21 protein-coding genes are annotated in these 21,821 nt (G+C 65.1%); 14 read left to right on the forward strand and 7 right to left on the reverse strand.

Translation table 11 applies throughout. The features are described 5' to 3' along the window. The first annotated feature begins 56 nt into the window (after positions 1-56). Genes gspH through BN1133_RS13175 form a run of 7 tightly spaced genes read left to right on the forward strand, consistent with a single transcriptional unit; the run spans position 57 to position 5,043 of the window. On the forward strand, positions 57-599 hold the full coding sequence (gene gspH, locus BN1133_RS13145) for a type II secretion system minor pseudopilin GspH (protein WP_050666983.1): 543 nt from the start codon (positions 57-59) through the stop codon (positions 597-599). Continuing rightward, complete coding sequence (gspI, locus tag BN1133_RS13150; RefSeq protein WP_082178010.1) at positions 596-955, forward strand: type II secretion system minor pseudopilin GspI; 360 nt, start codon at positions 596-598, stop codon at positions 953-955. Before gspH ends, gspI begins: the two co-directional genes overlap by 4 nt. Further along, positions 952-1,581 (forward strand): GspJ family T2SS minor pseudopilin variant ExeJ, encoded by a 630-nt coding sequence (gene exeJ / locus BN1133_RS13155; RefSeq protein ID WP_050666968.1) that lies wholly within the window; start codon positions 952-954, stop codon positions 1,579-1,581. The genes gspI and exeJ overlap by 4 nt, the downstream gene beginning before the upstream one ends. Beyond that, the gene (gspK, locus tag BN1133_RS13160) at positions 1,568-2,614 is read left to right on the forward strand and encodes a type II secretion system minor pseudopilin GspK (RefSeq protein WP_144431430.1); all 1,047 of its coding nucleotides are present in this window, start codon (positions 1,568-1,570) and stop codon (positions 2,612-2,614) included. The genes exeJ and gspK overlap by 14 nt, the downstream gene beginning before the upstream one ends. Positions 2,615-2,624: 10 nt before the next feature. Next, positions 2,625-3,800, forward strand: a complete 1,176-nt coding sequence (gene exeL / locus BN1133_RS13165) for a GspL family type II secretion system protein ExeL (protein ID WP_050666969.1) — start codon at positions 2,625-2,627, stop codon at positions 3,798-3,800. Continuing rightward, positions 3,797-4,288 (forward strand): GspM family type II secretion system protein ExeM, encoded by a 492-nt coding sequence (gene exeM / locus BN1133_RS13170; RefSeq protein WP_050666970.1) that lies wholly within the window; start codon positions 3,797-3,799, stop codon positions 4,286-4,288. Before exeL ends, exeM begins: the two co-directional genes overlap by 4 nt. Further along, positions 4,285-5,043, forward strand: a complete 759-nt coding sequence (locus BN1133_RS13175) for a type II secretion system protein N (RefSeq protein WP_050666971.1) — start codon at positions 4,285-4,287, stop codon at positions 5,041-5,043. The genes exeM and BN1133_RS13175 overlap by 4 nt, the downstream gene beginning before the upstream one ends. A 43-nt stretch (positions 5,044-5,086) precedes the next feature. On the opposite strand, the gene BN1133_RS13180 is transcribed toward BN1133_RS13175, so the two are convergent. Beyond that, positions 5,087-5,875 (reverse strand): helix-turn-helix transcriptional regulator, encoded by a 789-nt coding sequence (locus BN1133_RS13180; protein ID WP_050666972.1) that lies wholly within the window; start codon positions 5,873-5,875, stop codon positions 5,087-5,089. Positions 5,876-6,003: 128 nt separating this feature from the next. Between BN1133_RS13180 and tyrS the strand changes: the two genes are divergently transcribed. Further along, positions 6,004-7,269 carry a tyrosine--tRNA ligase gene (gene tyrS, locus BN1133_RS13185; protein WP_050666973.1) on the forward strand — a complete coding sequence of 422 codons (1,266 nt, stop codon included), beginning with the start codon at positions 6,004-6,006 and terminating at the stop codon, positions 7,267-7,269. On the opposite strand, the gene BN1133_RS13190 is transcribed toward tyrS, so the two are convergent. Continuing rightward, positions 7,264-8,169, reverse strand: a complete 906-nt coding sequence (locus BN1133_RS13190) for a LysR family transcriptional regulator (RefSeq protein ID WP_050666974.1) — start codon at positions 8,167-8,169, stop codon at positions 7,264-7,266. The two genes, tyrS and BN1133_RS13190, sit on opposite strands and share 6 nt — an antisense overlap. Positions 8,170-8,285: 116 nt before the next feature. On the opposite strand from BN1133_RS13190, the gene BN1133_RS13195 reads away from it, so the two are divergent. Together BN1133_RS13195 and BN1133_RS13200 are read left to right on the forward strand one after the other, a co-directional pair. Beyond that, on the forward strand, positions 8,286-9,392 hold the full coding sequence (locus BN1133_RS13195) for an NADH:flavin oxidoreductase (protein WP_050666975.1): 1,107 nt from the start codon (positions 8,286-8,288) through the stop codon (positions 9,390-9,392). A gap of 10 nt (positions 9,393-9,402) precedes the next feature. Next, positions 9,403-10,014, forward strand: coding sequence for a LysE family translocator (locus BN1133_RS13200; RefSeq protein ID WP_050666986.1), 612 nt, complete (start codon positions 9,403-9,405; stop codon positions 10,012-10,014). A gap of 36 nt (positions 10,015-10,050) precedes the next feature. On the opposite strand, the gene yrfG is transcribed toward BN1133_RS13200, so the two are convergent. After that, positions 10,051-10,719 carry a GMP/IMP nucleotidase gene (gene yrfG, locus BN1133_RS13205; RefSeq protein WP_050666976.1) on the reverse strand — a complete coding sequence of 223 codons (669 nt, stop codon included), beginning with the start codon at positions 10,717-10,719 and terminating at the stop codon, positions 10,051-10,053. A gap of 123 nt (positions 10,720-10,842) precedes the next feature. On the opposite strand from yrfG, the gene nudE reads away from it, so the two are divergent. After that, positions 10,843-11,400 carry an ADP compounds hydrolase NudE gene (nudE, locus tag BN1133_RS13210; RefSeq protein ID WP_050666987.1) on the forward strand — a complete coding sequence of 186 codons (558 nt, stop codon included), beginning with the start codon at positions 10,843-10,845 and terminating at the stop codon, positions 11,398-11,400. After that, complete coding sequence (gene cysQ / locus BN1133_RS13215) at positions 11,397-12,206, forward strand: 3'(2'),5'-bisphosphate nucleotidase CysQ (RefSeq protein ID WP_050666977.1); 810 nt, start codon at positions 11,397-11,399, stop codon at positions 12,204-12,206. The genes nudE and cysQ overlap by 4 nt, the downstream gene beginning before the upstream one ends. 57 nt (positions 12,207-12,263) lie before the next feature. On the opposite strand, the gene BN1133_RS13220 is transcribed toward cysQ, so the two are convergent. Next, entirely contained in the window at positions 12,264-13,541 is a 1,278-nt protein-coding gene (locus BN1133_RS13220; RefSeq protein WP_050666978.1) for a cation:proton antiporter, read from the reverse strand. 168 nt (positions 13,542-13,709) lie between these two features. On the opposite strand from BN1133_RS13220, the gene metH reads away from it, so the two are divergent. After that, a complete protein-coding gene (gene metH, locus BN1133_RS13225) occupies positions 13,710-17,417 on the forward strand; it encodes a methionine synthase (RefSeq protein WP_050666979.1) in 3,708 nt (1,235 codons plus the stop codon). Positions 17,418-17,563: 146 nt separating this feature from the next. Next, complete coding sequence (rimK, locus tag BN1133_RS13230; protein ID WP_050666980.1) at positions 17,564-18,460, forward strand: 30S ribosomal protein S6--L-glutamate ligase; 897 nt, start codon at positions 17,564-17,566, stop codon at positions 18,458-18,460. Positions 18,461-19,370: 910 nt separating this feature from the next. On the opposite strand, the gene BN1133_RS13235 is transcribed toward rimK, so the two are convergent. The 3 genes from BN1133_RS13235 to BN1133_RS20150 all read right to left on the reverse strand — a co-directional run. Further along, the gene (locus BN1133_RS13235; protein ID WP_050666981.1) at positions 19,371-20,192 is read right to left on the reverse strand and encodes a DUF4435 domain-containing protein; all 822 of its coding nucleotides are present in this window, start codon (positions 20,190-20,192) and stop codon (positions 19,371-19,373) included. Continuing rightward, on the reverse strand, positions 20,189-21,250 hold the full coding sequence (locus BN1133_RS13240) for an AAA family ATPase (protein WP_050666982.1): 1,062 nt from the start codon (positions 21,248-21,250) through the stop codon (positions 20,189-20,191). The genes BN1133_RS13235 and BN1133_RS13240 overlap by 4 nt, the downstream gene beginning before the upstream one ends. A gap of 471 nt (positions 21,251-21,721) precedes the next feature. After that, positions 21,722-21,821, reverse strand: a 100-nt coding sequence (locus BN1133_RS20150) for an IS3 family transposase (protein WP_157432339.1), incomplete at its 5' end; no start/stop codon positions are given.

Below are 21,821 nucleotides of genomic sequence, written 5' to 3' on the forward strand. Positions count from 1 at the left end.
TGCTGCCTCCCGCCCGTGATCTTGCCCTGCCTCTTCCCGCCGATGGCACTCCTCCCGTGAGGGGAGATCGGCAGGCGGGTTTCACCCTGCTCGAGGTGCTGCTGGTCGCCATGCTGATGGGGCTGGTGGCCATGGCGGTGACCCTCAGCATGGGCAGCGTCAAGGGGGATCGTGAGCTGGAGAACCAGAGTGCCCGCCTGCGGGCCGCCCTGCAGCAGGCCCAGGAGCAGGCCATCATGGAGGGGCGTCTGCTGGGCTTGCGGGTCGAGGATCGGGCGTGGCAGTTCATGGTGCGCAGCGGTCAGGATCGCAAGTGGCAGGCCATCGAGGGAGACAAGCTGCTCTCCCGTCATGAATTGCCCGAAGGGATGAGCCTCGCCCTCGAGGTGGAGGGCTTCTCCTGGCAGAGCGGGCGCGACGAGAAGGCCGAGCAGAGCCGTGAGGAGAAGGCGCGTACCCCCCAAGTGCTGCTCTTTCCCGGCAGCGAGCTGACCCCCTTCACCCTGACCCTGACCCTGGATCAGGATGGGGAGCGCTTCCTGCGCCGTTATCAGGGGGATGAGTTTGGTCGCATCACCCGGCAGGAGGAGGAGGAGTGAAGGCCCGTGGCATGACCCTGCTCGAGGTGATGGTGGCGTTGGCGGTCTTCGCCGTGGCGGGACTCTCTGTGATGAAGAGCGCCAGCGAGCACCTCTCCGGCCTCTCCTGGCTGCAGGAGAAGACCCTGGCGACCTGGGTGGCCGACAACCAGCTGGTGCAGCTCCGACTCGAGAAGAAGTGGCCCGGCGACAGCTGGGTCGAGGGGGAGAGTGAGCTGGCCGGCCAGAAGTGGTATTGGCGCTACCGGGGTCAGGCGACCCAGGACGCCAGCCTGCGCCTGGTCGAGGTGGAGGTGCGCGACACCCCCAAGGGGGAAAACCCCATCACCCTGCTGCGGACCTATATCAACCGATGAGCACAGAGACCCAGAGGGGCTTTACCCTGCTCGAGATGCTGGTGGCCATCGCCATCTTCGCCACCCTGAGCCTCGGCGCCTATCAGGTGCTGCAGGGGGTGTTGGCGAGCGACGAGACCGCCAAGGGCAAGGAGGCGAGGCTGGCCGAGCTGCAACTGGCCATGGGCGCGATGGAGCGGGATCTCACCCAGATGCTGCCGCGCAGCGGCCGCATCGAGGGGGAGGCCAACAAGGTGGCCATCGCCGCCTCCCGCTTCGGGCAGGAGAGCGAGGATTGGGGCATCGCCTTCATTCGCGGCGGCTGGCTCAACCCCGATGCCATGTTCCCCCGCTCCGAGTTGCAGCGGGTCGGCTGGCGTCTCAAGGGGGGCAAGCTCGAGCGCCTCACCTTCCTCTACCCGGATCCGGTGATCGGCGCCGAGCCCAAGGTTCGCGAGATGCTGGGCGGGGTGACGGCGTTTCGCCTGCAGTTTTTCAACCAGGGGCGCTGGGGTGACGAGTGGAGCCGGCGCGACACCCTGCCCGAAGGTATCGCCGTGGAGCTGGAGCTGGAAGACTACGGCCTCATCCGTCGTCAGTTCCTGATCGGGGCCGGCGGCCAGAGGATAGAAAATGGGACCCCGTAAGGGCGAGCGGGGCATGGCCCTGCTGGTGGTACTGCTGATCCTGGCGGTCATGGTGATAGTGGCGGCCAACATGAGTGGCCGGCTGCAGATAGAGCTGCGCCGCACCGCCAATCAGGTCGCCGGCAAGCAGGCCTGGTGGTACGCCCTCTCGGCCGAGGCCCTGGTGGCCAAGGCCCTGGCACAGGATGCCAAGGACAGTGCCAACGTCACCCACCTGGGCCAGTATTGGGCCCGCAAGGAGACCGTCTTCCCGGTGCCGGACGGCAAGCTCAAGGGCGAGGTGCGCGATCTCTACGGTTGTTTCAATCTCAACAGCCTGGATAGCACGACCGGTGGCACCAATCCGGGGGGAAACAACCCGGATGGCAGCAAGCCCGACGACAAGCCGGCGGGCAATCCGGACGATCCCCTGAACCAGCCGCTGGCTGTCCGCACATTGCGGATCCTGTTGGCCGAGCTGGGCATGGAGGAGTACGACGCGGCCCAGTTGAGCGATGCCCTGCGCGACTGGATCGACAAGGATACCGTGCTGGTCTCCAGTTACGGGGCCGAGGATGCCTACTACGAGGGGCTCAATCCCCCCTATCTGCCGGCCAACCAGAGGATGGCTTCCTTGAGTGAGCTGCGAGCGGTACGCGATGTCACCCCCGAGCTCTACCGCAAGCTGGCCCCTTATCTCTGTGTGCGGCCGGACGGGGATCTCAAGGTCAACGTCAACACCATACCGGCCGATCAGGGGGCACTGCTGACGGCCCTGAGTCTGAACAAGGTCCCCGCCGATGAGGCGAAGCGGATCCTGGCCGAGCGCCCCCGCAACGGCTGGAAGAGCAGCGAGGAATTTCTCAAGCTGGTGCCGACCTGGGATCAGAAGGCTCGTGGCTCTGTGGTGGTGAAGAGTGAACGCTTCTCGGCCCGTCTGGTGGCGGAGGTGGGGGAGAACCGCGCCTTCCTCGTCAGCGAGTTCCAGCGAGAAAAAGACAACAAATTCAAGGTGGTCCGCCGGCTCCAGGAGAGCGGCGAGACGCTCAAGTGAGGATGATAAGGTGAGCGAGAGTCTGGTCGTCCGACTCGGGACGAGTCGGGAGCAGCCGGTGCATTGGCTGGTCTGGTCGGTGGAGCAGGGGGAGATCATCGCCTCTGGCATCCTCCCCTCGGCCCAAGCCCTCGGCGAATTGAAGGAGCGTGCCGGTGGCCGCCCCGTGGTGGTGCTGGTACCGGGTAGCAGCCTGATCCTGCGCCGGGTGACCCTGCCCGGCCGTTATGGGCGGCAATCCCACAAGGCGCTGCCCTACCTGCTCGAGGAGCAGGTCGCCTCGGATGTGGAGTCGCTGCACATCGCCGTGCTGGGTCACGACGGCAACCAGGTGGATCTGGCGGCGCTCGATCGGGAGCAGATGCAGAGCTGGCTCGCCTGGCTCGGCGAGGCAGATCTCACCAGCCGCAAGCTGTTGCCGGATGTGCTGGCCCTGCCGCTCCCCGCCGAGGGGTGGGCCGCCCTGCAGCTCGGCGACGAGTGGCTGCTGCGTCAGGGTGAGTGTCAGGGAATGGTGGCGGAGGCAGCCCTGCTGCCCCTGCTACTGGACGGGGAACATCCCCCCATCCATGCCCACACCGCCCTGCCGGCCGGGGTGAGCGGCCAGTGGCAGGCTGCCGATCCCGAGCTCCCCATGTTGTTGCTGGCGCGCGGCGCCCTGACCAGCCGGGTCAACCTGCTGCAGGGCGACTTCAAGCCCCGGAGTGATCTGTTCAAGCACTGGCGCCCCTGGCGCAAGGTGGCCATCGCCGCCGCCGTGCTGCTGCTGATGGTGCTGGGGAACCGGGGCCTCGACCTCTATCGTCTCGACGCCAGCGACAAGGCCCTCAAGGCCGAGATCCGTCAGGTCTATACCCGCATCTTCCCGGGCGAGACCCGCATCGTGAACGTGCGTGGCCAGATGGAGCAGCACCTGCGGGTGCTGGGGCAGGATAACCGGGGTGGCTTGCTGCTCTGGATGACCGAGTTGGCTCCCGTCTTCGCCCAGGTGCAGGGGCTCAAGCCCCAGGTGATCCGCTTCGACGCGGATCGCCGTGAGCTGCGTCTGCAGGTGACGGCTCCCGGCTTTGCCGAGGTTGAGCGCTTCCGCGAGCTGGCGGGCAAGGGGTTTGCCGTGCAACAGGGGGAGCTGCGTAGCGAAGAGGGCAAGGTTGAAGGCATGCTGATTCTGAGGAGCAAGGGATGATGGAGCCACTGCGCGCCTGGTGGGGGGGCATCACCCCCCGCGAACAGAAGATGGTGGGAGCGGCCGGCGCCATGCTGGTGGTGGGTCTCTTCTATTGGGGACTGTGGCAGCCCCTGGCGGATCGGGTCGCCGAGCGGGAGCGCCAGGTGGCCGCCCAGCAGCGGACCCTGGCCTGGCTCAAGGAGAAGGGGGAGCTGGTGCTGGCCATGCGGGGCAACAGCGGCGGCCAGATCGACACCTCAGGCACCCTGGAGGGGGTGGTCAACCGCACCGCCTTCAATCACAAGATCACCATCGCCCGGCTGCAGCCCCAGGGTCAGGAGTTGCAGGTGTGGATCGACACCATTCCCTTCGACACCCTGATGCTCTGGATGGCCGATCTCACCGACCGTTACGGGGTGCAGATCAAGGTGATCGAGATCGCCCGTGAGAACCTGCCCCCCGGCATGGTGAAGATTCGTCGTCTGCAGTTGAGCCGTCCCGTATGAAACAGCGCATCCTGATCGCCTTGCTCTTCCTCGTCGCCTACCTTGGCTTCCTCATCGCCCGTCTGCCGGCGGATCTGGTGGTGCGCTACGCCCCCCTGCCACCCATGGTGAGCCTGGAGGGGGTGAGCGGCACCCTCTGGCAGGGGCAGGCCGCCCGGCTGCAGGTCGCCTCCGAGTCGTTTAGCAACCTGAGCTGGGATCTCGAGGTCGGCTCGTTGCTGACCCTCTCTCCCCGGGTGGCTTTGCGCTTCGGCCAGCGCGGTGGTCTCAACGGCGAGGCGCTGGTGGGGTGGCAGCAGAGCCGCATCACGGCCCGGGATCTGGTGCTCAACATGCCGGCCCCCTGGCTCCTCTCCCGCTTGCCCCTGCGCCTGCCCTTCCCCCTCGAGGTGGCGGGTCAGCTGCAGCTCAAGGTGGACGAGTTCGCCCAGGGCCAGCCCTGGTGCGAGAGCCTCTACGGGACCCTGGATTGGGTCGGCGCCCGCGCCGACACCCCGGCCGGCAAGCTGGATCTGGCGGATCCCTCCGCCAAGCTGCTGTGCCAGCAGGGCAAGCTGGTGGCCGAGCTGCGCCAATCCTCCGAACAGGTGTCGCTCACCGGCAAGGTGGAGCTGATGGCGGGGCGCCAGTTCCTGTTCCAGGGCTTCCTCAAGCCGGGATCCGAGCTGCCCGAGCAGATGCGCCAGGGACTCCCCTTCCTCGGCCAGCCCGACAGTCAGGGGCGCTACCCCCTGCGCGAGCAGGGCTACTTCTAGGCGCCTGAGCCAAGACGAGAGACCCGCCATCCGGCGGGTCTTCTCATTGGGCGACCAGCTGGCCGAGAAACAGGGTGAAGAGATCGGCGCGGGAGGCGAGCCCCAGCTTGGCGTAGAGGTGCTTGCGGTGGTTCTTGACCGTGCCCGGGGCGATGGCGAGGCGCAGGGCTATGGTCTCGGTGTCGAGGCCGTGCAGGATCAGGGTGGCCACCTCCCGCTCGCGACGGGTCAGGTGGGGGCCACCCAGACGAGGCAGCGTGGTGGTGATGATCTCCCGGATCCGCGCCAGATCCTCGCGCCCCGGCGGGGCGGCGGGCAGGGGATCGCTCATCTGGCCCCAGTGCTGGCGACAGAGGGCGTGCACCAGGGGGAAGTGCTGGCGCAGCCGGGCCAGCTCGGCCGCGCTCACCGGCCGCCCCTTGCCGAGGCGACCGAGGAAGATCACCAGGGCGAAGCCGGGCCGCAGGGGCAGGTGCAGCCCCAGCTCCTCGCGCCAGCCGGTGGCCCGGTAGAAGGCGCGCACATAGTCGGGCTCGAGCCCGGCGCGGCGCGACACCTCGGCCAGGGTCCAGACTCCCGCCTCCAGCCCCTGTTGCAGGGCGAGCAGGAAGGGATCCTGGCGGTGGGCCCCGGTGAGGTAGCGCTCGAACAGCAGCTCACGGCGATCGGGCAGGGTGTCGTAGAGGTAGAGGGGGCGGCGGTCGTGACCCAGCACCAGGGCGCAGTCGAAGGCGGCCCACTGGCGCAGCAGGGCCACCAGGGCGGCGGGAAAGCCGGGCTGGTGCAGCGCCGCGACGGCGTGGGTCAGGGCATCGCTGAGGGGGGTAGACATGGCGAGCAGTGGGTTCGGATAGGTGGCCCCATGCTAGCACCGGATCCCCAAACTGTCCCCTGGGGGACATATTCGGCGCGGGCCAAAGCGGTGAGGATGTGGCCTTTTCCCCGCTATCTGGAGACCCCATGACCGCTTCTTCCCTGCTCGACGATCTGATGGCGCGCGGGCTCATTGCCCAGCAGAGCGATCCCGAGGCCCTCGCCTCACACCTCACTACCCAGCGCACCGTCTATTGCGGCTTCGATCCCACCGCCGGCAGCCTGCACATCGGCCATCTGGTGCCGCTCCTGATGCTGCGCCGCTTCCAGCTCGCCGGCCACACCCCGGTGGCCCTGGTGGGCGGGGCCACCGGCCTTATCGGCGATCCCAGCTTCAAGGCAACCGAACGAACCCTCAACAGTGCCGACACCGTGCAGGGTTGGGTGGCCAGCCTGTCGGCCCAGATAAGCGCCCTGCTGCCGGCGAGCGACGGGCTTACCGCCCCGCTGCTGGTCAACAACGCCGACTGGATAGGGCAGATGTCGGCCCTCGATTTTCTGCGGGGCATCGGCAAGCACTTCTCGGTCAATGCCATGCTGGCGCGGGAATCGGTGCGCCAGCGCCTCGCCCGCCCGGATCAGGGCATCTCGTTCACCGAGTTCTCCTACGCCCTGCTGCAATCCCAGGACTTCGCCGTGCTCAACCAGCGCCTCGGCTGCACCCTGCAGATCGGCGGCAACGACCAGTGGGGCAACATCACCAGCGGCATGGATCTCACCCGGCGCCTCCATCAGGCCCAGGTGTACGGCATGACGCTGCCGCTCATCACCAAGGCCGACGGCACCAAGTTCGGCAAGACCGAGGGGGGCGCAATCTGGCTCGATCCGGCGCTCACCTCCCCTTACGCCTTCTACCAGTTCTGGCTCGGCACTGCGGACGAGGATGTCTACCGCTTCCTGCGCTACTACAGCTTTATGCCGCTCTCCGCCATTGCAGAGCTGGAGGCGGAGGATGCCAAGCGGCAGGGGCGCAAGCAGGCCCAGCAGGTGCTGGCCGACGAGCTGACCGAACTGGTCCACGGCAAGGGGGCGCTGGCGGCGGCGCGGCGTATCAGCGAGCTCTTGTTCAGCGGCGACGTGGCGCGCCTTGGTGAGAGCGATTTGGCCCAGCTGGCCCAGGATGGTCTGCCGAGCAGCCCCATCGAGGGGGAAACGGATCTGGTGACCCTGTTGGTGGCGTGCGGGCTGGCGAACTCCAGGCGCATCGCCCGCGAGCTGCTGGCGGCGGGGGCGGTCAGTCTCAACGGCGTTATCCGCCAGGATGGGCCAATGGCCGACGGCGACTGGCTGTTTGGCCGCTACCTGCTGCTGCGCCGGGGCAAGAAGCAGTACCACCTGGTGATCCGCTCATGAGGGGGTGAGCGCCTCGATGACGTAGTCGAGGAAGTGGCCGACCAGGGCCGACTCGGCCCGGCGCTGGGTGTAGAGGGCGCAGAAATGGGCCCCCTTGGGACGGTAGTCGGGCAGCACCTCGCGCACCACCCCCTCGGCCAGCTCGGCCGCCACCAGGTAGCGCGGCAAGCGGGCGATTCCCAGCCCCTGGCGCATCGCCTGGTGGATTGCCTTCTTGCTGCTGAAGGCCAGCTCGCCCGCCACTTCCAGCGGGATCTCGCGCCCCTGGGCAAGCAGGGTCCAGCGCTCGTGGCGGCCGTAATCCCGGCTGCGGGTGATGAGGGAGTGCTGCTGCAGATCCTGCGGCTCGCTCAAGGGCGGGTGGCGGTCCAGGTAGTCGGCGCTGGCGCAGAGCACCAGATCGTCCACCCCGATGGGGCGCGCCAGATAGGGCTGGCTGCCAAGCTCGGTGCTGCGAAACGCCACGTGCAGGTTGTCGCGCAGCAGGTCGGCCGGGGTATTGCTGAAGTCGGCGATGATCCGCACCTCGGGGTGGTTGGCGCGAAAGCGCAGCAGCACCGGGGTCAGCACCACCTCGCCCCACAGATCCGGCGCCGTGATGCGCAGCTCCCCGCACAGGGCCGAGCGGCGGCGCTGCAGGCCGTCCAGCAGTTGCTCGTGCAGGGCGATCATCTGGTCGGCCTGGCGGTAGGTGAGCTCCCCCGCGTCGGTCAGCTGCACCCGGCGGGTGGTGCGGCTCAGGAGCGTGTTGCCGAGGCTCTGCTCCAGGTGGCGCAGATCCTTGGAGGCCTTGCTCGGTGTGATGCCGAGCTGGGCCGCGGCGGCGGCGAAGGATCCGCAGCGGACGATGGCGACCAGCAGGCGCATCAGGTAGAGGGTGTCGAGCTTGTGGTGACGCATGAGGGGTGACCTATTGTGTCTTACTGGGAATGAATGCCTTGCTTGTGTGCCTGATTATATCCTGATTGTCCCGGTTTATAGTGGCGGCCATTCCATTGCGATCCCGGGAGAGGGCGATGAACAAGTCACTTGGCGACAGCTTCCACTTCGAGCGGGCCGGATTACGGCTCAAGAACCGGGCCGTGCTGGCCCCTTTGACCCACAACATGAGCGGTGCAGGCGGCGATCCCGCTCAGGCCGAGCTCGACTGGTTGGCGCGCTGCGCCCGGGGCGGCTTCGGTCTGCTCATCGCCGCCGCCACCCAGGTGCAGCCTGGTGGACGCTGCTGGGCCGGACAGCCGGCCCTGATGACCGACACTCAGCAGCAGGCCTTCACGGCCCTGGCCGACAGTGCGCGGCAGGCCGGGGCACTGGCGGTGGTGCAACTGCATCACGGCGGGATGCGGGCCCTGCCCGAACTGAACGACGGGGCGCCGGTCGGCCCGTGCGCGCTGGCACCGGGCGGGCGCTACCCCCTCGGGGTCAAGGGGCTGAGCGAGGAGGGGATTCTTACGCTGATCGAGGCCTTCGTGGGCGCCGCCGAGCGGGCCCATGGCGCCGGCCTGCACGGGGTCGAGCTGCACGCAGCCCACCACTTCCTGCTCTGCAACTTCCTCAACCCCCTGCACAACCGGCGCACCGACCGCTGGGGCGGCAGCATCGCCAACCGGGCGCGGATCCTGGTGGAGATAGTGCGCGGCATTCGCGCCCGCCTGCCCCGGAGCTTTCTGATCGGGGTGCGTCTCTCCCCCGAGAGCTATGCCCATATCCAGGGCATAGCGCTGCCCCATCAGCTGGCGGTGGCGCGCCTGCTGGCGGACGAGGGGATCGACTACCTGCACTTCTCCATGGGGGACAGCTTCAAGGCGGTGGCGGGGGATCCCGATGGCGGCGCCCTGCTGGAGGCGGTGCGGGTCGGGCTGGCCGGACGGGTGCCCCTCATGGTGGCGGGCAAGATCCATGACGCCGCCTCGGCCGAGCTGGCCCTGGCTGGCGGCGCCGATCTGGTGGCGGTGGGCACGGCGGCCATCGGCAATCCGGACTGGATGGAACGGGTGAGCCGCGGCCTGCCCCTGCGGCGCGCCCCCTTCACGGCGGCGCACCTCGCAGCGCTTGGCTTCACCCCAAGCGCCCTCGACTACCTGGCCGGCATGGGGGTGCTTGCCCCGTGCGATGCGGCCTGAGGGGGACATGATGAGCGAGTGGACCCTGCTTTTGATGTTTATCCCGACCTTCTTTCTCATCTCGGTCTCACCCGGCCTTTGCATGATGCTGGCCATGAGCTTTGGCGCCAGCCTGGGGCTGCGCCGCACCTTGTGGGTCATCGCTGGCGAGCTGGTCGGGGTGGGGCTGATTGCCCTCACCGCCTTGCTCGGCTACACCCGGGTTCTGGCCGAGCAGCCGGCCCTGATGCAGGGGTTCAAATACCTCGGCGCCCTCTATCTGCTCTGGATGGGGGTGGCGAGCTGGCGCGGCGGCGGGCAGGCGGGGGCGACCCGTCAGGAGGACAGCGGCCGCCCTGGACTGGTGCTGCGCGGCTTTACCGTCGCCATCTCCAACCCCAAGTCCTGGCTCTTCATGATGACCCTGCTGCCGCCCTTCATCAGCCCGGCCCTCTCGACCGAGTTGCAGACCCTGCTGTTCGTCGCCCTGGTCATCCTGATCGAGTGCGTCAACTTGCTGCTCTATGCCTACGGCGGGCAGCGGGCAAACCAGCTGCTGCAAGGGCAGGGGCGCGGGGATCTGCTGGGGCGGGTCTCCTCCCTGCTGATGATGGGCGTCGCCGGCTACTGGCTGCTGACCTGATATGACAAGGCCCTCGCGAGGAGGGCCTTGAGCGTGTCAGACGCCGAGGGGCAAGAGATCGGCGTAGTCATCGAGCGCCGGGAAGCGGCTGAAGCAGAGGGGGGGCTGCTGGCTGTCCGGGCGGGCTATCCCCAGCTGATGGGCGATGCCGAACTCGGCCGAGGCATCGAGGATCCGCTCGCTGTCGTCGATGAAGAGGGTGCGCGCCGGATCGAAGGGGATGCAGCGAGTGAGCGCCTGCCAGCAGCGCTGGCTCTCCTTGGACCAGCCCAGGTGATGGGTGGTGACGATACTGTCCAGATGGGCGTCGAGTTCGAGCCTGAGCAGCTTCACCTCCAGGCTGGCCGGGTGGGCGTTGGTGAACAGGATCCGCTGTTTGCCGGCGGCCTTGAGGGCATCGAGGAAGGGGATGACGTTGGGGCGCCACCGGATCTTGTCGAGGATCTCCTGCTTGAGGGCCCGGATGTCGAGCTCCAGGGTGTCGCTCCAGTAGTCCACGCAGTACCACTTGAGGGTGCCGGCCACCGCCTCATAGTGGGCATCGATGCGGCGCTTGGCCTCATCCTGCGCCAGGGCGTGGCGGGCGGCGTAGCGCTCCGGCACCAGGGTCTGCCACAGGTGGCTGTCGAAATGGAGATCGATGAGGGTGCCGTCCATGTCGAGCAGGACGGTGTCGATATCGCGCCAGGGCAGGGTGATGGGCATGGTGCTCTCCTTGAGTGGGCGGGCAGTATAGCAGGGAGCTTCGGTGGCGCTCCCCCTTTTGTGGATAGCCGCGAGGCGGGGAGTCGTTTACTCTTGAGGCATGAGCCCAGCCCAGTGATCACCATGGACCACGCAAAAGAGAAACCCGAGATCCTCAAGGCCGAGCTGGTGGCCGAAAGCCGCCTGTTCAAGGTCGAATCCTTGCACCTCAAGTTCTCCAACGGGGAGGAGCGCGTCTACGAGCGGATGCGCGGCGGCGGCCGTGGCGCCGTCATGGTGGTACCCATGCTGGACGACCAGACCCTGCTGCTGGTGCGCGAGTACGCCGCCGGTACCCACAGCTATGAGCTGGGCTTTCCCAAGGGGCTGATCGATCCCGGTGAAGACATCTTCGAGGCGGGCAACCGCGAGCTGATGGAAGAGGCGGGCTTCGGCGCCCGCGAGCTCATCCCCCTCAAGCAGGTGTCGCTCGCCCCCGGATACTTCTCGAGCCGGATGGACATTCTGCTGGCCCGGGAGCTCTACCCGGAGCAGCGGGAGGGGGACGAACCCGAGCCCCTCGAGGTGATCCCCTGGCCCTTGCACGATATCGATACCCTGTTGGCGCGCTCCGACTTCACCGAGTCGCGCAGTATCAGCGCCCTGCTGCTGGCGCAGAAATGGTTGAAGGAGGAGTCATGATCGATCTGCTGGCGGTGGCCCCCGAGGCGTGCCGCATCGCTCGCGAGGCCGGGCGGATCTTGAGCGAGATCTACCGCGGTGGTCAGTTCGAGCGCCACCTCAAGGAGGACGATACCCCGGTCACCAGCGCCGATCTGGCGGCCGATGCCTACCTCAAGCAGGCGCTCTCGGCCCTCACCCCCGGGGTGCCGGTGCTGACCGAAGAGGCGGCCGATATCCCGCTGGCCGAGCGTGCCGAGTGGCCCGAGTACTGGCTGGTGGATCCCCTCGACGGCACCGGCGAGTTCATCGCCGGCAGCGGTGACTTTGCCACCCTGATCGCGTTGGTGCGCCATCACCAGCCAGTGCTTGGCATCGTCTACGCGCCCGAGTCGGACACCCTCTACTGGGCGGCCCAGGGGGAGGGGGCCTTCAAGGAGGCGCAGGGGTTGAGTCGTCCCATCCATGCCCGCCATCATCTGGTGCCCCCGGCGACCCTGACGGTGGCGGTGAGCCGGCGCCAGGCCCCCGAGTCCCTGACTCGCCGCCTCAGCCCCGAGTTTGACTACGAGCGGTTACCGCTGGGGTCGAGCGCCCTCAAGTCCTGCCTGGTGGCCGAAGGGGTGGCCGACTGTTATGTGCGCCTCGGCCCCACCGGGGAGTGGGACACCGCTGCCGCCCAGTGCATCGTCAGCGAGGCGGGGGGCGCCATCTTAAGCCTCGGCCTGCTCCCCTTAAGCTACAACCGGCGCGACTCCCTCGAAAATCCCGACTTCATCACCCTGGGAGATGAGGGACTTCCCTGGAGCGAGATACTGCGCCCCTGAGGGGAGGCACAAAACGAAGAGGCGGCCATCGGGCCGCCTCTTGTCGTTGTGGGGGGATCAATAGTCCCCGGCCGCCCGTTTGGCGCGCTCTATCATGGGGGTGATGGTCATCCCCTGCACCACGATGGAGAACATCACCACGGCGTAGGTCATGATGAGGATCACCTCGCGCAGATCGACGCCGTACTCGGGCAGCATCATCTGGCCGGAGGGGAGCGCCAGGGCCATGGCCATGGCCAGACCGCCGCGCAGGCCGCCCCAGGTGAGGATCCGCACCGAGAACTTGTTGTAGCTGCGGAACTTGCGAAACGCCACATAGGGCAGCGAGACGCTGATGAAGCGGGCCGCCAGACACAGGGGCACCGAGATGACCAGCAGGATCCAGTCACGCCAGGCCAGATCCAGCAGCACCAGGGCCAGGCCGATCAGCAGGAACAGCAGGGCGTTGAGGAACTGGTCCATCAGCTCCCAGAAGTGATCCAGGTGATGCTGGCTCTGCTCGGAGAAGCCCGAGTGACGGGTCCAGTTGCCGATCATGATGCCGGTGACCACCATGGCCAGGGCGCCGGAGACGCCGAGCATGTTGGCCAGGGCGAAGCCGGCGGTCGGGATGCACAGGGTCAGCAGCAGCTCGAGCGAGCCGTCATCGGTGGCACTGATCATGATGTGGGCCACCAGGCCCAGCACCACCCCGAACAGGATGCCACCGAGGGCCTCGTGCAGGAACAGGCTGGCCACGCCACCGAAGGAGGGCTCGACGCCGCCAAACGCCACGGCGAACACGGTGGCGAAGATGACCAGGCCGACGCCGTCGTTAAACAGGGACTCCCCCTCGATCTGGATGGCGATCTGGGGCGGGGCCTGGAGCTTCTTGACGATGGCCAGCACGGCGATAGGGTCGGTGGGGGAGATCAGGGCACCGAACAGCATGCAGTAGACCAGGGGGATCTCCCAGCCCAGCAGGCCGGCGATAAACCAGAAGCCGTAGCCGATCAGGAAGGTGGAGAGCAGGGTGGAGAAGATGGCCATGATGGCGATCTCCCACTTCTGGTCCTTCAGGGCGGGCAGTTTGATGCCGATGCCCCCGGCGAACAGCAGGAAGCCCAGGATCCCCTTGAGCAGGAAGTTCTGGAAGTCGATGCTCTCCATGGTCTCGACGGCCAGGGGGCCCATGTTGAACCAGTCCAGCTTACCGAACAGGACCATCAGGGCCGAGATCAGCATGGAGCCGGCGGTGATAGCGATGGTGGTCTGGATCCTGATGACGTACTGGTTGGCGAACGCAATGAAGATCGCCAGTGCCGCCAGGAAGCAGAGGGTGTAGTAGACACTCATGTTGTTATTTTCTCATTGGTAGAACAGCAAGCACGCTCAGCCCGACAGGGTCGGGCTGCCATAGGGTACTCTCTGGCGGGGATGGGCTCACTACCCCCTATTGAGTAGTGTTGCGATAATTTGGATAGATAGACGGCTGGATTTCTAATTCTGTTTTTTGCTGATAGGATGGGGCAGAGTCGTCACAGGATACAAGGAGTCGTCGTGTCGCAAGCCAAGCAGAAACTGGAAGCCCAGCTCAGGGAGCGGATCCTCATCATAGACGGTGGCATGGGGACCATGATCCAGGGCTACCGGCTCAAGGAGGCGGACTACCGGGGCGTGCGCTTCGCCGACTGGCCGTCGGATCTCAAGGGCAACAACGATCTGCTGGTGCTGACCAAGCCGGCGGTGATCCGCGAGATCCACGACGTCTACTGCGCGGCCGGTGCCGACATCCTCGAGACCAACACCTTCAACGCCACCACCATTGCCATGGCGGACTACCGCATGGAGTCCCTCTCGGCCGAGATCAACCGGGAGGCGGCCCGCCTGGCGCGCGCCGTGGCCGACGAGTGGACGGCCAGAGAGCCCCACAAGCCGCGCTTCGTGGCCGGGGTCCTGGGGCCCACCAACCGCACCGCCTCCATCTCACCGGACGTCAACGATCCGGGCAAGCGCAACGTCACCTTCGACCAGCTGGTGGCCGCCTATGACGAGTCGACCCGTGCCCTCATCGAAGGGGGGGCCGATCTCATCCTCATCGAGACCATCTTCGACACCCTCAACGCCAAGGCGGCGGCCTTCGCCGTGGACCAGGTGTTCGAGGCCCTCGGGGTCAGGCTGCCGGTGATGATCTCGGGCACCATCACAGACGCCTCCGGCCGCACCCTGTCGGGCCAGACCACAGAGGCCTTCTACAACGCCCTGCGCCACGTGCGGCCGATCTCGTTTGGCCTCAACTGCGCCCTTGGGCCGGACGAGCTGCGCCAGTACGTGGAGGAGCTCTCGCGTATCTGCGAGTGCCACGTCAGCGCCCACCCCAACGCCGGTCTGCCCAACGCCTTCGGTGAGTACGACCTCGGCGCGGCCGAGATGGCGACCCACATCCGCGAGTGGGCGTCGAGCGGCTTTCTCAACCTGGTGGGGGGCTGCTGCGGCACCACCCCCGAGCATATCCGCGCCATGGCAGGCGCCGTGGCCGGCATCACGCCTCGCACCCTGCCGGATCTGCCAGTGGCCTGCCGGTTGTCGGGCCTGGAGCCGCTCACCATCGACGCCGACTCCATGTTCGTCAACGTGGGCGAGCGCACCAACGTCACCGGCTCGGCCCGCTTCAAGCGCCTGATCAAGGAGGAGCTCTACGACGAGGCGCTGGAGGTGGCCAAGCAACAGGTCGAGAGCGGCGCCCAGATCATCGACATCAACATGGACGAGGGGATGCTTGACGCCGAGAAGGCCATGGTGCGCTTCTTGAACCTCATCGCCGCCGAGCCGGACATCGCCAGGGTGCCTGTGATGATCGACTCCTCCAAGTGGGAGGTGCTGGAAGCCGGCCTCAAGTGCGTGCAGGGCAAGGGGATCGTCAACTCCATCTCCATGAAGGAGGGGGAGGCCAAGTTTATCGAGCAGGCCAGGCTGATCCGCCGCTACGGCGCCGCCGTCATCGTCATGGCCTTCGACGAGACCGGCCAGGCCGACACCCGGGCGCGCAAGACCGAGATCTGCCAGCGCGCCTACCGCATCCTGGTGGAGCAGGTGGGCTTCCCGCCCGAAGACATCATCTTCGACCCCAACATCTTTGCGGTTGCCACCGGCATCGACGAACACAACAACTACGCGGTGGACTTCATCGAGGCGGTCAAGGACATCAAGGAGACCCTGCCCCACGCCATGATCTCCGGCGGTGTCTCCAACGTCTCCTTCTCGTTTAGGGGTAACGAGCCGGTGCGCGAGGCCATTCACGCCGTCTTCCTCTATCACGCCATCAAGAACGGCATGGACATGGGAATCGTCAACGCCGGCCAGCTCGCCATCTATGAGGAGATCCCCAAAGATCTCAAAGAGAAGGTCGAGGCGGTGGTGCTCAACACCCACCCGGGGGCCACCGAGGCGCTGCTGGCCATCGCCGAGCAGTACCGGGGCGGCGGCGCCGAGGCGGCCGACCCGCGCGAGCAGGAGTGGCGCAGCTGGCCGGTGGGCAAGCGGCTCGAGCACGCCCTGGTCAAGGGCATCACCGACTTTATCGAGGAAGACACCGAAGAGGCGCGCGCCGGGGCCGAGCGCCCCCTGCACGTCATCGAGGGGCCGCTGATGGACGGCATGAACGTGGTCGGCGACCTGTTTGGCGCCGGCAAGATGTTCCTGCCCCAGGTGGTGAAGTCGGCCCGGGTGATGAAGCGGGCGGTCGCCTACCTGCAACCCTATATCGAGGCGGAGAAGTCCGGCGGCACCAGCAACGGCAAGATCGTGCTGGCCACCGTGAAAGGGGACGTGCACGACATCGGCAAGAACATCGTCGGGGTGGTGCTGGCCTGCAACAACTTCGAGATCGTCGATCTCGGGGTCATGGTGCCTGCCGAGACCATATTGAAGACCGCCCGCGAGGTGAACGCCGACATCATCGGCCTGTCGGGTCTCATCACCCCGTCCCTGGACGAGATGGTGCACGTGGCCAAAGAGATGGAGCGCCAGGGTTTCACGCTGCCGCTGCTCATCGGCGGGGCTACCACCTCCAAGGCCCACACGGCGGTGAAGATAGAGCAGAACTACAGCGAGCCGGTGGTCTATGTCTCCAACGCCTCGCGCGCCGTGGGGGTGGCCCAGAGCCTGCTCAGCCCCGAGCTCAAGCCGGCCTTTGTCGAGCGGCTCGCCAAGGAGTACGAGGTGGTGCGCGACCAGCACGCCCGCAAGCAGCCGCGCACGCCGCCGGTGTCGCTGGCAGCGGCCCGCGCCAACCGGCATCAGCTCGACTGGGCCGGCTATCAGCCGCCGCGCCCGCATGCCCTCGGAGTCCAGGTCATCGAGTCCATGCCCATCGCCACCCTGCGCCGCTACATCGACTGGACGCCGTTCTTCCTGAGCTGGGAGCTGGCGGGCAAGTTCCCGCGCATCCTCGACGACGAGGTGGTGGGGGAGGAGGCGACGCGCCTCTTTGCCGACGCCAACGCCATGCTGGATCGGCTCGAGGCCGAGGGATCGGTGCGCTGCGCCGGCGTGTTTGGCCTGTTCCCGGCCAACGCCGTGGGGGACAGCATAGAGGTCTATGCCGACGAGTCCCGCGAGCAGGTCATCGAAACCCTGCACCACCTGCGCCAGCAGACCGAGAAGAAGGGCTTCCCCAACTACTGCCTGGCCGACTATGTGGCGCCCAGGGAGAGCGGTGTGGCCGACTGGGTGGGCGCCTTCGCGGTGACCGGCGGCATCGGTGAGGAGGCGATCGCCCGTGCCTTCAAGGCGGACCACGACGACTACAATGCGATTCTCATCCAGGCGGTGTGCGATCGCCTGGCCGAGGCCTTCGCCGAGTACCTGCACGAGCAGGTGCGAAAGGTGCACTGGGGCTATGCGCCCGATGAGGCGCTCAGCAATGAGGAGCTGATCCGCGAGAACTACCGTGGCACCCGCCCGGCGCCCGGTTACCCGGCCTGCCCCGAGCACACCGAGAAGGGGGCCATCTGGCGGCTGCTGGGGGTGGAAGAGCGCATCGGCATGGTGCTCACCGAGTCCTATGCCATGTGGCCGGGGGCGGCGGTGTCGGGTTGGTACTTCTCTCACCCCGAGAGCCGCTACTTCGCGGTGGCCCAGATCCAGCGCGACCAGCTCGAGGATTACGCGGCCCGCAAGGGGATGAGCCTGGAGGAGGCCGAGCGCTGGCTGGCGCCAAACCTGGGCTAACCTGCCAGTGTGACCTGTGTATGACGGCGCCCCGAGGGGCGCCCCATTTTGTGCGCTCGTGCTTGTTGTCAGGATAAACAATTGGCGTTGCCTTGGCGCCGTGGCACCTTATACTCTCCCGCCCGATTCCCAGGTCTCTCACGTCCATGAAGATTGCCATTCTCTCCCGCGAACCCAACAACTACTCCACCTGCCGCCTGGTGGAAACCGCGGAGAGCCGCGGCCACAGGGTCGAGGTGCTCGATACCCTGCGCTGCTACATGAACATCGCCTCCCACAGCCCCTCCATTCACTACGAGGGGCTCGAGCTGGCCGGCTATGACGCCATCATCCCGCGCATCGGCGCCAGCATCACCTTCTACGGCACCGCCGTGCTGCGCCAGTTCGAGATGATGGGCACCATGGCCCTCAACAGCTCGCTCGGCATCTCCCGCTCCCGCGACAAGCTGCGTGCCATGCAGCTGCTCTCGCGCCACGGCATCGGCCTGCCCGTCACCGGTTATGCCCACAGCACCCGCGACGTGCCGGATCTCATCAAGATGGTGGGAGGCGCCCCCCTGGTGGTGAAGCTGCTCGAGGGCACCCAGGGGATCGGCGTGGTGCTGTGCGAGACCAACAAGGCCGCCGAGAGCGTGATCGAGGCCTTTATCCAGACCGATAACAACATACTGGTGCAGGAGTACATTCACGAGGCCCAGGGAGCGGATATCCGCTGTCTGGTAGTGGGGGGCAAGGTGGTCGCCGCCATGCGTCGCCAGGCCCAGGAGGGGGAGTTTCGCTCCAACCTGCACCGGGGCGGCAGCGCCTCGGCCATCACCATCACCCCCGAAGAGCGGGCCACCGCGGTGCAGGCCGCCAAGATCATGGGGCTCGACGTCGCCGGGGTGGATATCCTGCGCTCTGCGCGCGGCCCCCTGGTGCTGGAGGTGAATTCCTCCCCCGGCCTGCAAGGGGTCGAGAGTGCCTCGGGCAAGGACGTGGCCGGCAAGATCATCGAGTTTCTCGAGAAGAAGGCGTCGAAGAAGCACAAGCCAGCCGAATAAGGTGGCGATCAGCCGAGCTGGAGCGGGAGTTCAGCCAAACTCCGTCGCCTGTGGCAAGCGGTTGGTCGCCCTGCCCTTTTGCGCCAAGCGCCCCCACCTGGGGGCGTTTTGCTATCGGTTGCCTCGGTGCCGAGGGGCGATTGGCATGGGGATGCCAGGCCTCTTGGCCTGGGACTTTTTGATGCGGCTGCGCCGCATGGGACGCGAGGCCGCTGGCCTCGACGGGTTTCGCCTGCCCTTCGGGCCGGGGCGAGTGACTTTGGAAAGACCCAAAGTCACCAAAGGTCTTCTCCCCCGCCAACCCGACCGCTGCGCGGTTTCCCTCGGGTCGGTCGCCAGGTCGGACGGACCGCCGCACACGGCACATCCTTGTGCCGCCTGCGGCTGCGCCATCATCCCTGATGGCGCTCCTGACCCTGCTCCTTCCCCTCGGCGGGTTGGAGGGGGCTCCAATACCGTGCCCGCCTGCGAATGAGGGGCATGGCATCGATCTACTGGCCGCTACGCGGCGCTCAGAATGGTGGGTGTCCCATTTTCAGTATGGGATGCGAGGCCGTTGGCCTCGACGGGTTTCGCCTGCCCTTCGGGGCGGGGCGAGTGACTTTTCTTTGCGTGGCCAAAGAAAAGTCACCAAAAGAAAGGCCACCCCCCGCCAACCCGACCGCTGCGCGGTTTCCCTCGGGTCGGTCGCCAGGTCGGACGGACCGCCGCACACGGCACATCCTTGTGCCGCCTGCGGCTGCGCCATCATCCCTGATGGCACTCCTGACCCTGCTCCTTCCCCTCGGCGGGTTGGAGGGGGCTCCAATACCGTGCCCGCCTGCGACTGAGGGGGCTGGGCACCGATCTATTGGCCGCTACGCGGCGCTCAGAATGGTGGGTGTCCCAGAATCTGATACATCTCAACAATTTAATAAAGCAGGCCCATTTTCTGCCAAAGATGGCGAAGATCTGCTGGGGGCTGAGCGCTCTGCAAGAGACGATTTTGACGATCATTGGCCTTGGCTTGCTCACCGAGCAATCGAGTTAAGGATTCATGCACTACGCTCGGGAAGAACTGCTTACCATGAACCCCGCATTGAAATTGCTGTGATACTGGCCAAGCCATCACCTCCGCTAAGCGGGCCTGGTAGTCAGCCCATATTGACTCAGGCGATAAATACTGATGCCATTCATTCAGTGTTTGCCGGATGGCTTGCTCATCTCCCGCCTGTTGAATATCGAGTAACCGCTCCTTAAAGCCCAGCGCACGCAGTCCTTCCCACAATGGGTTGATCACCTGCCATAGTGCACCGTGCTGGCGCCATATAGGCAAATTATCTGTAATGGCCGCATATAATGCCTGATAGCCACCCTCGATTTTCTGCTGCTGTCCAGGTGGTAACATTGCCCAGAGCTCCTCTGGATCACACAGATAATTTTCCAAACAAAAGCGTGGAAGAACCCAGAGATTCGGGAGTTCTCGTTGCTTTTCAGCAATCAAATGTGCAGTCCATTCATCTCGGTCAACTACACCAATCCAATTGGGCTCACGTGCCAGCAGTTCTAGTACGTTGGCCTTCTTTTGCGCGTGGGCAACGACCCAGCTGTTTTCCCAGGTTACATCCACTTTTCCCAACCAGGCACGGAAAGCATGATTGTCATCGAGTCCTTCAACCAACAGGACCCTCTTGCCGGTTGCACCGACATATTGCTGTTTAATATTGGTCTGCAGGTCATCCAGCCAACTCATGCGTGTTCCCCCTGCAGCTCAATCCGCAGTCCTTGCTGTTCATAACGCTGCCAGATATCGACACTGTGGGAAGTCAGGATGAGCTGTCCCTGCTTGTCTGCTACCAGCTTCTCAAGATTGGCCAGCAATCCGCTGACTAGGGAAGGGTGCAGATAGAGATCCGGTTCATCGATGAGCACGATACCACCTGGTTGTAACCAGCGACTGATGAGATATACGAGGATCAATACCTGATGCTCACCAGCACTCAGCTCATCGAGCGAATGACGCATCCCGCGCTGCCCCTTGATCTTGACGCTCAGACGATTTTCACCGGGGACCATATCCGATTCGATCTCCTTGCCCAGCAAGAACAGGTTCAGATTACGCAGCACCTCATGGAATTTATGTAATTGGGTGGTTTTAAGGGCAATCAGAGAGGGCTCTAACTGCCCTTTCCAATCCTCGCTGACTTGATAACGAGTGAGCCAGCGCTGGCTCAACAGGTCTGGTTCCGGTGAGCCTACATTGCGTCTTGGATTAACCCAACGCCGCTCTTCTGCATCGAGATATATAAGATTGGGTACGTCAACCTTATCGTAGCTAAGCAACATTCGTCGGCGCTGTTCTGCTAACTTACTCATCCACTCTTCAGTTGGCAGTAATAAATCACGCTTGGGTTTTCCTGGTTTTCCACTTCTGGCAACCGTCTCACCTATCCACGCTACATTAAGATGCTTGGCCTGTATTGTACTAATCCATTCGGCATCTCCAAATAACACACCAACCTGTCTTTGACTAAACGGCTCTAAATGGTCAAAAACAACGACAACACCTCCCCAACGTTGTAGCCAAGTCCTTGATACATGACTCTGTGGCAATGGCTTTTGTTGATCAAGCCACCAGCCTACGGCGTCCCACAACATGGCAATCGCCCGTAACACGGTTGATTTACCACAACCATTGGGGCCGGTAAGCAAAACTTGATAATGTGCGCCCCCCAGCCAATCATCTCGCAGATCGAGGTGTGAACGCGTTAGTGGCCCGACACCGTCTAGGTAGAGCTGGGTGATATGCATAGGTTGTGGTCCTCCAAAATCCGAAACGCTATTCTAACGTGTTTCGTGAATTCAGATAATAAGCGCAACGTCCATGGGGCGAGATTCTGGAGGGGGAAGTTGGGGAAGTTGAGGCCCCCCCGTTGTGATAGCTCCGTAGTGGTGCGCTACGACGATGCTGGGTCCTCTGCGTTGGCTGTGGCGATCTTGGTTGCGCCACCGCTCGTTCCCCCTCTCTGTCGAGCCGGCATGGCCGCGACGTTTGGTGGGGGGGAGTGGCTATACTTCGGGAAAATCGCCCGTGGATAGCACTGCACTATGCGCTTTTACTTCTGCCTGCTGTGTCTGGCCTTTGCCCTTCCGCTTGACGCAACGCCGATTCGGATCTGTTACGAGCAGAGCGAAATGCTGCCTTATGCCCGGGGTGAGGGGCCAGAGGTGCCGGCCGACCCTGGGGTGATTTGATCTGACCCAGCAATCGTGGACACCGGGTTAAGCAGCTACCTTCTCAAACTCCTCTGGGGTTTGGTAACCCAAAGTGCTGTGCAGGCGATGTCGATTGTAATCGACCTCTATGTACTCGAATACCCTT

It is taken from the genome of Aeromonas schubertii (genome assembly GCF_000820105.1).
GTDB classification, from domain to species: domain Bacteria; phylum Pseudomonadota; class Gammaproteobacteria; order Enterobacterales; family Aeromonadaceae; genus Aeromonas; species Aeromonas schubertii.